Below are 13,433 nucleotides of genomic sequence, written 5' to 3' on the forward strand. Positions count from 1 at the left end.
ATGAGTCAGTTGCCGTCAGATACCAGTCAACTCTCTGCACTGCAACAATCGCTTTTTGTAGTGCAGAAGTTAAAATCCAAACTTACTGAGATTGAGAATGCAAAAACAGAGCCAATTGCTATTATCGGCATGAGTTGTCGCTTTCCTGGGGGAGCGAATGACCCGGAGAGATTCTGGCAGCTATTGCATGAAGGTGCAGACACCATCTCTGAGGTACCAGCCCAGAGGTGGAACATTAACGATTATTACGATCCAAACCCCGATGCACTGGGGAAAATGTACACTCGGACTGCGGGTTTTTTAAATGAGGTAGACCAGTTCGATCCCTTGTTCTTTGGGATTTCCCCTCGGGAAGCAGTCAGCTTAGACCCCCAGCAGCGCCTGCTACTAGAGGTGAGCTGGGAAGCTTTGGAAAATGCCGCACAGCCATCAAACCAGTTAAGTAGCAGTCAAACTGGCATTTTTGTGGGCATTGGACAAAATGACTACGCCCAATTGCAAATAAAGTTGGGTGACCCCACACGCATCGACGCTTACACCGGCACTGGAAATGGTTTTTGCTTTGCCTCTGGTCGGTTGTCCTACGTTCTGGGGCTACAGGGTCCCAACATGGCGATTGATACCGCTTGCTCTTCTTCCTTAGTCGCCGTTCATTTGGCTTGTCAGAGCCTGCGTGCAGGAGAATGCAATTTGGCGTTAGCAGGCGGCGTGCAGTTAATATTATCGCCAGAAACCACCATTTTTCTCTCTAAAGCACGCGCTCTTTCCCCAGACGGTCGATGCAAGACTTTTGATGCTGCTGCTGATGGCTTTGGTCGGGGTGAGGGCTGCGGAGTGGTGGTGCTCAAACGCCTCTCGGATGCGATCGCCAACAAAGATAACATCTTAGCTGTGATTCGAGGTTCAGCAATCAACCACGATGGTCCTAGCAGTGGTCTAACAGTTCCCAATGGATTGGCTCAGCAAAAACTCATTCTTAAGGCTCTGGAGAATGCTAAGGTAGAACCTTCCCAAGTGAGTTATGTAGAAACTCACGGCACGGGAACGGCACTGGGTGACCCCATTGAAGTGGAAAGTTTAGGGGCTATCTTTGGCAAAGGTCGTCAAGACAACCCTCTGATAATTGGTTCGGTAAAAACCAACATCGGTCACCTAGAACCAGCAGCAGGAGTTGCTGGTTTAATGAAGGTAGTGCTTTCTTTCCAACACAACGAAATTCCACCACACCCGCACTTTAAACAGCCCAATCCTTACATCAACTGGGATGAACTACCAGTGGTGGTACCAACCTCATCAATACCTTGGTTTTCAGGAGAAAAGCGGCGGTTGGCTGGAGTCAGTTCTTTTGGTATGGGCGGTACGAATGCCCATATTGTGTTGGAAGAGCCACCGATACTAGAGACTGTGAGAGCGGAAGTAGAACGCCCGGTGCATCTGCTGACACTATCGGCAAAGACTGAAGTTGCCCTCAAGCAATTAGCACTTCGCTATAATAATTACCTAGCTGTCAATCCATCTGCAGACATAGGAGACATTTGCTATACCGCTAATGCAGGTCGAACTCATTTTCCCCATCGGTTGAGTGTAGTTGCCTCTTCTGGAGCACAGTTGCGTGAAAAGCTAGCGAATTTCTCTGCCGGACAGACAACAGCAGAGGTATTTCAGGGACAAAGCAACAGTTTACCGAAGATAGCCTTTCTCTTCACGGGTCAGGGGTCTCAATATGTGGGTATGGGACGCCAACTCTACGAAACTGCGCCCGTCTTCCGCGCCGCCATCGATCGCTGCGATGAAATTTTGCGTTCCTATCTGGAAAAGCCTTTGCTATCGGTTCTTTACCCGGAACCAGGTCAGACTTCACCAATTAACCAAACCGCTTACACTCAACCCGCTCTATTTGCCATAGAGTATGCGTTGGTGCAATTGTGGCAATCCTGGGGAATTCACCCTGATGCTGTCATGGGTCATAGTGTCGGGGAATACGTTGCCGCCACTGTAGCGGGAGTCTTGAGTTTGGAGGATGGCTTAAAACTGATTGCCAACAGAAGCCGCCTGATGCAGACTCTACCTCCAGGTGGTGAAATGGTGGCAGTGTTTTCTGATGAAGCTTATATAAGTAAATTTATTGATATATATACTAGAAAAGTATCATTTGCTGCTTTTAATGGAGATTCCAACACGGTAATTTCCGGCGACACACAAGCAATTCAAGCAATTTGTGCTGACTTACAAGCAGCAGGAATATCGACTAAAAAGCTACAAACATCCCACGCCTTCCACTCACCACTGATGGAACCGATACTGGCTGAATTCCGTGAAGTAGCTGAACAAGTCACCTATGGTGCTCCTCAATTGACCATTATCTCCAATCTCACAGGAGAGCGACTGACTCCACAGGAAATATCGTCTGATTACTGGTGTCTCCATTTGCGCTGTCCGGTACAATTTGGCAAAAGTCTCAAAGCACTTCACGCAGAGGGATATGAGGTATTTGTGGAGATAGGACCAAAACCAACATTGTTGGGGATGGGGCGCAACTGTTTGCCAGATAAGATAGGAGCTTGGCTGCCTTCATTACGTCCGGGACAAGAAGATTGGCGGGTATTACTCCAGAGTTTGGGAGAACTATACGTGCGCGGAGCAGAGGTAGACTGGTCTGGCTTCGACCGGGGCTACGAGCGTCGGCGTGTAATGTTGCCCACCTATCCCTTCCAACGACAGCGCTATTGGGTGCAAAAGGCTGAGAGCGAGCATCAACAAACAGAATTATCATCTCAACAGACAATCCAAACCTCTATTGTTAACCTTCTGCAGCAAGGAAACATAGCACAGTTAACAAAGCAGCTGGAGACGGCAGGTAAGTTCTCACAAGAGCAGATGAAAATACTGCCCCAGATGCTAGAAGTTTTGGTTAAGCAACACCAACAAGAAATACAAACTACCGCTATCAAAGATTGGCTCTACGAAATAGAGTGGCAGCAGATGCCGCAGCAGACGGTGCAACAGAACACCCAAAGACAGGCACCAGGAACCTGGGTGGTTTTTGCCGATGCTAGCGGTGTCGGACAAGCACTGGGAGAACTTTTACAACAGCACGGACAGAGTTGTATTCTAGTTTACAATGGAAAAGCCTATCAAAACTTAAAACCGGGAATTTGGAGCATCAACCCCACCAGCCCTAAGGACTTTGAGCGTCTGTTTCAAGAGGTTTTAAGGGCTGAATTGCCACCGTTAAAGGGAATAGTCCATCTGTGGAGTTTAGAAGCAATGCCACCAAATGCCCTGACTATCCCAACTCTTGAGTCGGCTCAAAACCTTGGTTGCCTTAACGTATTGCATCTGGTGCAAACCCTGAGCCAGTACAATGAGTTAGCTTCATGCCAATTGTGGTTGGTGACTCGGGGAGCGATACCAGTCAAAGGCGATGTTACCTTGGCCGTTGCTCAAGCTCCATTATGGGGACTGGGTAAAGTTATTGCCCTGGAATATCCCGAACTCTGGGGCGGAATGTTTGATTTAGCACCGGAATCCACTGGTGATGAAGCAACACAACTGTTAGCAGAAATTGAGAATTCTCTTGGTGAAGACCATATCGCCTTTCGCGAGCGCAAACGGTATGTTCCTCGGTTAATACTTAAAGAAATATCAAAATTCAAACAAGTGGAGCTTTCCTCAGATAGCACTTACCTAATTACCGGGGGTTTGGGTGCTTTGGGACTGAGAGTAGCTCGTTGGATGGTGTCTCAGGGGGCGAGACAGTTGGTTTTGGTTGGACGAAGTGCGGCTTCAGATGCAGTGCAATCAACCCTCAGGCAACTCGAACAACTTGGAGCCAAGGTTTTCGTTGCTCAAGCAGATGTGTCTGATGAAGCGGATGTGGTGAAACTGCTTGCAACAATGAACGCATCCATGCCACCTCTCCGAGGAATTGTTCATGCTGCGGGGGTTTCTGGTTACAAACCCATCAAAGATATGGATTCGGATACCTTTGAATCAGTGGTGCGTCCTAAAGTGTTGGGGACATGGATACTGCATCAACTGACGCAGGACATGAAATTGGACTTTTTCGTCAACTTCTCCTCCATTGCATCAGTGTGGGGTTCCAAGGGACAGGCGCACTACGCAGCGGCAAACCACTTCCTTGATGTGTTGGCCCATCACCGTCAAGGACTCGGATTGCCTGGATTAACTGTGAATTGGGGTCCTTGGGCTGATGGTGGTATGGTCGTAGAGGAATTCCAGAGGTGGATGTCTCGAATGGGTGTAAGCGGCTTGCAGCCGGAGAATGCGATCGCTGCTTTGGAATACCTAATGGCAGAGGGGTCTGTTCAGACAACGGTGGCTAATATCGATTGGAGTTTGTTCAAAGAGGTATATGAAGCCAGGGGAAAACGCCCACTCCTAGAACTGCTTGCAGGACAATCGCAGAAAGGGCAACAGCAGCCGTCAGTGCGACATTCCGATATCTTACCGCGATTGTTGCAAGCTCAAAGTGACGAGCGCTTGCATCTGTTGGTAGTTTATTTACAAGAGCAAATAACTAAAGTGTTGGGGTTTGACGAATCGTTAGTTTTAAATCCGCACCAAAGCTTGCTGGAATTAGGTCTTGATTCTTTAATGGCTGTTCAACTCAAAAATGCGATCGCAACCGACCTTGAGGTGAATGCTCCTGTAGAAAAAATCATTGATGGCTCCAGCATTATGCAACTGGCAGAACTATTACTGCAGGAATTAGCCATAGCAAACACAACACCGCCAGCACCCCCTTCTTCCTTAGAAAATGAATTAGAACTTATTAAACTACCAATAGAAGATGGTTCTACCTCCTTTGCATCTCTTGCATCAGCAACTAAATTAAGCCAGGACAATTGGATAGAGGGGGAATTATGAATTTAGTTGAGTTTTTACAAGAGCTTTCGGCAAAGAATGTAGAATTGTGGGTCGATGGTGGTAAACTGCGCTATCGAGGTCCTCAAGATGTATTAACCCCAGAATTATTAAACGATATTAAGCGTTTTAAGGAAAAAATTATACTGCTGCTGCAAAAGGGCACCGAAACTGCTCAAACCATTAGCCTGCGCCCTATGGAACGGAACGGGCATATACCGCTGTCCTTTGCCCAACAGCGTATGTGGTTTCTACAGCAGTTAGATGTGAATACTAGCTTTTACAACCTTCCTGCGGCTATGCGTTTTGTAGGGACCCTCGATGTCACTGCTCTAGAATACAGTTTCAATTACATCATCAGCCGTCACGAAACCCTACGTACTAACTTTATTCAGGTAAACGGGCAACCCTTTCAAGTCATCCACCCCAGACTTTCCTTGAAACTCACTGTTGTGGATTTGCGATCGGAAAGCGAACGAGAAAGCTATTGCCAGCAACTAGCCGTAGAAGAAACCCAACGCCCATTTGACTTGGCAACTGACCCATTGGTGCGGGCTAGTTTGTTCAAGCTGACAGAGACAGAACACATTTTGCTACTGGTTATCCATCACATAGTATCAGATGGTTGGTCAATGGGCGTACTTATCCGTGAGATAGCAGCAGCCTATCAAGCTGTATGCAGTCAAAAGCCAATTGCACTACCAAAGTTGTCGGTTCAATATGCTGATTTTGCTATATGGCAGCAGCAGTGGTTGCAGCGGGAGGAACTGGCAAAGCAGCTAGCATACTGGAAGGAAAAACTGGCGGGTGCGACTGCTTTATTGGAACTGCCCACCGACCGACCGCGACCTGCGATTCAAACTTACCGGGGGAAAACCGAGAAATTTGCGCTTACAAAAGAACTGAGATCGGCGTTAGCGGTACTGAGTCAGCAACAGGGTGTGACGCTGTTCATGATGTTACTGGCAGCGTTTCAAACTTTACTCTATCGCTACAGCAACCAGACTGATATCTGCGTTGGCACACCCATTGGCAACCGCAATGGTAAAGAAATCGAGGGGTTAATTGGGTTATTCCTCAACACTTTAGTGCTGCGGAGCGATTTGTCTGCTAACCCAAGTTTTAGCGATTTACTGTCACAAGTGCGTCAAGTTGCACTTGACGCCTACGCCCATCAAGACCTGCCCTTTGAGCAGTTGGTGGAACAATTGCAGCCAGAGCGTTCTTTAAGTTATGCACCACTTTTCCAAGTGATGTTTGTGCTTCTCGTTGCGCCAACGTCACAGTTGCAACTTCCAGGCTTAACGCTGTCTCCGTTTCCCATCGAAAGCTTGACAGCCAAGTTTGATTTGACTTTATCACTAGAGAACACAGGCACTGGATTGATTGGTTATCTGGAATACAATACTGACCTGTTTGACGCAGCTACCATTGCGCGGATGGTAGAGCACTATCAAACTCTACTTGAGGCGGTGGTTGCTAATCCCCATCAGAAGATATCAGAACTCCCACTGCTTACTGCCAAAGAAAAACACCAGATACTGGTGGAGTGGAACGATACTCAACTAGACTACCCCAAACAATTGTGTTTGCACTCTTTGTTTGAGCAACAAGTTGAAAAAACACCAGACGCTGTAGCCGTGGTGTTTGAAAATGAACAACTCACCTACACTCAGTTAAACGCCAAAGCTAACCAACTCGCACATCACCTACTCCAGTTGGGTGTCGGACCGGAAGTGTTGGTCGCCATTTGTGTCGAACGCTCAATCGAGATGTTAGTAGGACTGGTGGCAATTCTTAAAGCCGGTGGGGCCTATGTCCCCCTCGACCCCATTTACCCACCAGAGCGATTGGCGTACATCCTGGAAGACTCGGGTGCCAAAGTACTGCTCGCTCAGCAGGCGGTAGCAGAGCTTCTGCCAGAGACACACGGGCATGTTGTCTACTTAGACACAGATTGGCCAATTCACCAAAGTTCATCCAACCCCAACACTCATGTTTGCGCCGATAATTTAGCGTATGCCATCTACACCAGTGGCTCCACCGGACGACCTAAAGGAGTGCAAATTCCCCACAGGGCGGTAGTGAACTTTTTAAACTCAATGTCGGCTCAACCGGGGATAGGGTCAGAAGATGTACTGGTAGCGGTGACGACCATTACCTTTGATATTGCAGCGTTGGAGTTGTTCCTACCATTGAGTAGGGGCGCATGGGTCGTCCTCACCCGCGATTTGATTGCCGATGGCGGTCAAAGCACTGCGGCTTTGGGAACATCCAGCGCTACAGTTATGCAAGGCACTCCAGCCACTTGGCGAGCCCTCATGCAAGCAGGCTTCCTTGGCAATCCTCAATTGAAAATCCTTTGTGGTGGTGAAGCTCTCGATCGCGAACTCGCAGCACAATTGCTCGAGCGTGCCGATAGCTTGTGGAATATGTACGGTCCAACGGAGACCACCATTTGGTCAGCCGTTTCTCAGGTGCAGCCCGATTCTGGCGCGGTGTCCATCGGCAGAGCGATCGCCAACACCCAATTCTACATCCTCGATGTCAATTTACAACCAGTACCAGTGGGTGTGGCTGGGGAATTGCACATTGGCGGTGATGGCTTGGCGCGGGGCTATCTCAGCCGCCCTGAATTGACAGCCGAAAAGTTCATTCCCAACCCCTTTAGCAAAAAGCCCGGTGAAAGGCTCTACAAAACTGGAGATTTAGTTCGCTACCTAAAAGATGGTAATATTGAGTATATCGGACGTATTGACCATCAGGTGAAAGTGCGCGGTTTCCGCATTGAATTAGCCGAAATTGAAGCACTCCTGAGCCAGCACCCAACTGTACAACATACCGTTGTCATAGCTAAAGACATTGCAGGGGACAAGCGCTTGGTTGCTTACTTAGTACCCCAGGCTCAGACAACACCAGCCCTTAGTGAGTTGCGCTCCTTCCTCAAACAGCAACTGCCCGAGTACATGGTGCCGTCTTATTTTATGGTGCTCGATGCCTTTCCGCTCACACCCAATGGCAAAGTTGACCGTAAAGCCCTGCCTACCCCCGACCAAACCCGAATAGAGGCCCAAGCATACGTTGCACCGCGAAACGAGGTGGAGCGAATTCTCAGCCATGTCTGGCAAGAGGTGCTGAATCTCGAAAGAGTCGGTGTAAACGACAACTTCTTTGAACTCGGCGGTCATTCACTTCTGGTCGTTCAAGTCCATAGCAAACTCAATCAAAAGTTACTTGGAAACATTAACAAAGAAATCTCAGTAGTTGACTTATTTAAATATCCAACTATAAGTACCTTGGCGCAATATCTCCGACAGGAGCAAAATGGGGCAACACCTGCAAGGCAGAAAATCAATGACCGCGCCAGCAAGCAAATAGAAGCTCTGAAACGACAACCACTGATGAAACAAAGGAAGAAGAACAATGGATAACCAGGAAACCAATGATGAAATGGAAGTGCTCGCCAGCATTGCTGGTCGTTTTCCAGGAGCCAAAAACGTTGATGAGTTTTGGCAGAATCTGCGCGACGGTGTTGAGTTCATTTCATCAGTCGGTGAACAAGAGGAGATACAGCTATGAAAACTATTGAGGAGTTTTTGTCTGACCTCTGCACATTAGATGTAAAGCTGTGGGTGGATGGCGACCGTCTGCGGTGTAGCGCCCCTGAGGGAATACTCACACCGTCTCTGCGCCTTCAGTTACAAGAGCGCAAAGTAGAAATTCTCGCGTTTTTACAAAAAGCTAGTCTGACCTCAAGTTCCGCTCTAGCGACAATTCAGCCCGTTTCGCGATCGCTCAAACTACCACTGTCCTTTGCCCAACAACGCTTGTGGTTCCTGCAGCAATTAGAGCCTGAGAGTGGCTTTTACAACATTCACGTGCAAGTCCGTTTTCAGGGGAACCTCAATGTCACTGCTCTAGAATACAGTCTCAATCACATCATCAGCCGCCACGAAGTCCTACGTACCAACTTTGTTGTAGTAGATGGGCAACCGATACAAGTTATTGCTGACAGCAAGACCATAACCCTGGCAACTGTAGACTTGCAACACTTAGAGCCAACACAGCGAGAAAGCACCTGCCGCCAATTAATCCTTGAAGAAGCCGCACAACCTTTTGACTTGACAACTGACTCACTGGTGCGGGCGAGTTTGTTCAAGCTGACAGAGACAGAACACGTTCTGCTACTGATGATGCACCATATGGTTTCAGATTGGTGGTCAATGGGGGTATTGGTAAACGAGTTAGCAGCAATCTATCAAGCTGCGTATAACAATGTACCCATCGCCCTACCAAAGTTGCCGATTCAGTATGCTGACTTTGCTGTTTGGCAGCGACAGTGGTTGCAGGGAGAGGAACTGACAAAGCAGGTGGGATACTGGAAGGAAAAACTCGCAGGTGCTCCCGCTTTGTTGGAAATGCCCACCGATAGACCGCGACCCGCTATTCAAACATATAAGGGGGCGACTGAGAAATTTAAACTTTCTCAAGAGTTATGTGAAGCGCTAACTGCCCTAAGTCAGCGACAGGGCGTGACACTGTTCATGACGCTTTTAGCAGCATTTCAAATATTGCTGTATCGCTATAGCGGTCAGACTGACATTTGTGTGGGTACACCAATAGCTAACCGCAATCGTGCCGAAACAGAGGGGTTATTCGGGTTATTCCTCAACACTCTAGTGCTGCGGGGCAATTTGTCTGGCAATCCCAGTTTTGTTGATTTCCTCTTGCAAGTGCGCTCAGTTGCCCTTGGTGCTTACGCCCATCAAGACCTGCCCTTTGAGCAGTTGGTGGAACAATTGCAGCCAGAGCGTTCTTTAAGCCACACACCACTTTTCCAAGTGATGTTTGTGCTCCACAATACACCAATGCAAGTGTTGCAACTTCCCAACTTAACGCTCTCGCCATTGGAACTTGAAAGCTCAACTGCCAAGTTTGATTTGAACCTCACCTTAAAGAACACTGCCCAAGGATTCAGTGAAAATACAGATGTTGGATTGAGCGGCTTTCTTGATTACAACACTGACTTGTTTGATGCTACTACCATTGCGCGGATGGCAGAGCACTATCTAACTCTACTCGAGGCGGTGGTTGCTAATCCCCATCAGAAGATATCAGAACTCCCACTGCTAAGCGATCGCGAACAACGCCAGATACTAGTGGAGTGGAACGATACTCAAGCAAACTACCCCAAACAATTGTGTTTGCATCAGTTGTTTGAACAACAAGTTGAAAAAACACCAGACGCTGTGGCAGTGGTGTTTGAAAATGAACAACTCACCTACACTCAGTTAAACGCCAAAGCCAATCAACTCGCACATCACCTACTCCAGTTGGGTGTCGGACCGGAAGTGTTGGTCGCCATTTGTGTCGAACGCTCAATCGAGATGTTAGTGGGACTGTTGGCAATTCTCAAAGCCGGTGGGGCCTATGTCCCCCTCGACCCCATTTACCCACCAGAGCGATTGGCCTATATTTTGGAAAACTCAGGTGCCAAAGTACTGCTGAGTCAGCAGACGGTAGCAAATCTTCTGCCTGAGATACACGGCCATATTGTCTACTTAGACAAAGATTTGCCGATTCACCAAAGTTCATCCAACCCCAACACTCATGTTTGCGCCGATAATTTAGCGTATGCCATTTACACCAGTGGCTCCACCGGACGACCCAAAGGAGTGCAAATTCCTCACCGGGCGGTGGTGAATTTCTTAAACTCAATGTCGGCTCAACCGGGGATAGTATCAGAAGATGTACTGGTAGCAGTGACGACCATTACCTTTGATATTGCGGCGTTGGAGTTGTTCTTACCATTGAGCAGGGGCGCACGCCTCGTTCTCACCCGCGATTTGATTGCTGATGGCGGTCAAAGCACTGCTGCCTTGGGAACATCCAGCGCTACAGTTATGCAAGGCACTCCAGCCACTTGGCGAGCCCTCATGCAAGCAGGTTTTGTGGGCAATCCCCAATTGAAAATCCTTTGTGGCGGTGAAGCTCTCGATCGCGAACTCGCAGCACAATTGCTCGAGCGTGCAGATAGTTTGTGGAATATGTACGGTCCAACGGAGACCACCATTTGGTCAGCGGTGTCTCAGGTGCAACCTGATTCTGGCGCGGTGTCCATCGGCAGAGCGATCGCCAACACCCAATTCTACATCCTGGATGCCAATTTACAACCAGTGCCAGTGGGTGTGGCTGGGGAATTGCACATTGGTGGTGATGGCTTGGCGCGGGGCTACCTCAGCCGCCCTGAGTTGACAGCCGAAAAGTTCATTCCCAACCCCTTTGGTGATGCGAGTTCTCGCTTGTACAAAACCGGAGATTTAGTCCGCTACAAGAGTAATGGTAACATTGAGTACATCGGACGAATTGACCATCAGGTAAAAGTGCGCGGTTTCCGGATTGAATTAGCCGAAATTGAGGCAATCTTAGGTCAGCACCCAACTGTAGAACAAGCCGTTGTCATAGCTAAAGACATTGCAGGGGACAAGCGCTTAGTTGCTTATCTGCTAGCCCAGAGTGAGGCAACACCAGTTGTGAGTGAGCTGCGCTCCTTCCTCAAACAACAACTGCCCGAGTACATGGTGCCATCTTATTTTGTGGTACTTGATGCCTTTCCGCTCACACCCAATGGCAAAGTTGACCGTAAAGCCCTGCCTACCCCCGACCAAACCCGAATAGAGGCCCAAGCATACGTTGCACCGCGAAACGAAGTGGAACGAATTCTCACTCATGTCTGGCAAGAGGTGCTGAATCTGGAAAAAGTCGGTGTGAACGACAACTTCTTTGAACTCGGCGGTCATTCACTTCTGGTCGTTCAAGTTCATAGCAAACTCAATCAAAAATTACTTGGCAACATTAACAAAGAAATTTCGGTAGTTGACTTATTTAAATATCCAACTATAAGTACTTTGGCGCAATATCTCGGACAGGAGCAGAATGGGGCAACACCTGCAAGACAGAAACTCAACGATCGTGCTAGCAAGCAAATAGAAGCTCTGAAACGACAACCACTGATGAAACAAAGGAAGAAGAACAATGGATAACTGGGAAACACACGAGGGAATGGATGCGATCGCGATCGTTGGCATTGCTGGTCGTTTTCCCGGAGCCAAGAACGTTAATGAGTTTTGGCAGAATCTACGCGACGGTGTTGAGTCCATTTCATTTTTTACTGATGAGGAATTAGAAGCTGCAGGCATAGACCGGGCATTATTAAATCATCAAAACTATGTCAAAGCAAATGGTTTGTTAGAAGACGTAGAGATGTTTGATGCGTCATTCTTCGGGTTTACACCCAGAGAAGCGGAAGTTATGGACCCCCAACACCGCCTGTTTCTAGAGTGTGCTTGGGAGGTTTTGGAAAATGCTGGTTATGACCCTGAAATATATGACGGTCAGATTGGTGTTTATGCGGGTGCTGGTCTAAATAGTTACTTACTCTATAACCTCATCTCAAACCGCGATAAAATCGAATCCGTAGGCACATATCAAGTTTTCATCAGTAATGATAAAGATTTTGTACCTACGCGAGTTTCCTACAAACTCAACCTCACCGGACCCAGCGTTAACGTCAGCACTGCCTGCTCTACTTCATTAGTGGCTGTTCAAATGGGGTGCCAGAGCTTGCTGAATTACCAATGTGATATGGTATTGGCTGGTGGAGTTTCTGTTGGCATAACACAAAAAACAGGTTATCTGTACCAAGAAGGCATGATTCTGTCTCCAGATGGACACTGCCGAGCCTTTGATGCCCGCTCTCAGGGAACTATTGGTGGCAACGGTGTCGGAATTGTGCTTCTCAAGCGCCTATCAGATGCCCTTGCTGATGGAGACAACATCCATGCCGTCATCAGGGGAGCGGCTATCAACAACGACGGTTCGTTAAAAGTTGGTTATACCGCCCCCAGCGTGGAAGGTCAAGCAGCCGTGATATCGGAAGCTCAGGCTATAGCTGGGATTGAAGCAGAAACAATTACTTACGTAGAAGCCCACGGAACCGGAACAGTTTTGGGAGACCCAATTGAAATCACCGCCCTAACACAAGCTTTTAGTGGCACAACCCAAAAGAAGGGCTTCTGTGCCATCGGTTCGGTGAAAACAAATATTGGACACTTAGATACAGCTGCTGGTGTAGCCGGTCTCATTAAGACAGTCATGGCACTTAAAAACAAAGCAATACCACCAAGCCTGCATTTTGAAAAGCCCAATCCCAAGATTGATTTTGCCAATAGTCCTTTCTTCGTCAATACGACTCTGCGAGAATGGAAAACCAACGGAACTAAGCGTCGGGCTGGGGTCAGTTCTTTTGGTATCGGAGGTACTAATGCCCATGTCATCCTAGAAGAAGCCCCTACTCTTAAGTCTTCTGGAGAATCCAGACCTTGGCAGCTGTTGGTTCTCTCCGCCAAAACTGATTCTGCACTCGCTCGCGCAACTGTCAATCTAGCCGAACACCTAAAAGAGCATCCCGAAGTTAACCTTGCTGATGTTGCCTACACCCAAAGCATCGGTCGCCGTGCTTTCGAGCATCGACGGATGCTGGTGTG

5 protein-coding genes (1 of these 5 only partly in view) are annotated in these 13,433 nt (G+C 48.2%); all 5 read left to right on the top strand.

Annotated elements, in window-relative coordinates; genetic code table 11:
- Tightly spaced (each overlapping or abutting the next), the 5 genes in view from HC643_RS02075 to HC643_RS02095 form a layout consistent with a single transcriptional unit that may run on beyond the window.
- Positions 1–4,890 carry a type I polyketide synthase gene (locus HC643_RS02075; RefSeq protein WP_038071985.1) on the top strand — a complete coding sequence of 1,630 codons (4,890 nt, stop codon included), beginning with the start codon at positions 1–3 and terminating at the stop codon, positions 4,888–4,890.
- Positions 4,887–8,318: a non-ribosomal peptide synthetase gene (locus tag HC643_RS02080; RefSeq protein ID WP_167844604.1), complete on the top strand. Its 3,432-nt coding sequence runs from the start codon at positions 4,887–4,889 to the stop codon at positions 8,316–8,318. The genes HC643_RS02075 and HC643_RS02080 overlap by 4 nt, the downstream gene beginning before the upstream one ends.
- A complete protein-coding gene (locus tag HC643_RS02085) occupies positions 8,311–8,466 on the top strand; it encodes a beta-ketoacyl synthase N-terminal-like domain-containing protein (RefSeq protein ID WP_137986076.1) in 156 nt (51 codons plus the stop codon). Before HC643_RS02080 ends, HC643_RS02085 begins: the two co-directional genes overlap by 8 nt.
- The gene (locus HC643_RS02090; protein WP_167844605.1) at positions 8,463–11,930 is read left to right on the top strand and encodes a non-ribosomal peptide synthetase; all 3,468 of its coding nucleotides are present in this window, start codon (positions 8,463–8,465) and stop codon (positions 11,928–11,930) included. Before HC643_RS02085 ends, HC643_RS02090 begins: the two co-directional genes overlap by 4 nt.
- Positions 11,923–13,433: the beginning of a type I polyketide synthase gene (locus tag HC643_RS02095; protein WP_038071988.1), read on the top strand. 3,130 nt of this gene lie beyond the right edge of the window; the window shows 1,511 of its 4,641 coding nt (coding positions 1–1,511); the start codon lies at positions 11,923–11,925; its stop codon lies off the right edge, out of view. Before HC643_RS02090 ends, HC643_RS02095 begins: the two co-directional genes overlap by 8 nt.

The sequence above is a fragment of the Tolypothrix bouteillei VB521301 genome (assembly GCF_000760695.4).
Taxonomy (GTDB): domain Bacteria; phylum Cyanobacteriota; class Cyanobacteriia; order Cyanobacteriales; family Nostocaceae; genus Scytonema; species Scytonema bouteillei_A.

Excerpts from the sequence above, each read along its gene's own strand:
- HC643_RS02090 (WP_167844605.1), top strand. The coding sequence starts at position 8,463 with ATGAAAACTATTGAGGAGTTTTTGTCTGACCTCTGCACATTAGATGTA.
- HC643_RS02085 (WP_137986076.1), top strand. The coding sequence starts at position 8,311 with ATGGATAACCAGGAAACCAATGATGAAATGGAAGTGCTCGCCAGCATT.
- HC643_RS02075 (WP_038071985.1), top strand. The coding sequence starts at position 1 with ATGAGTCAGTTGCCGTCAGATACCAGTCAACTCTCTGCACTGCAACAA.
- HC643_RS02080 (WP_167844604.1), top strand. The coding sequence starts at position 4,887 with ATGAATTTAGTTGAGTTTTTACAAGAGCTTTCGGCAAAGAATGTAGAA.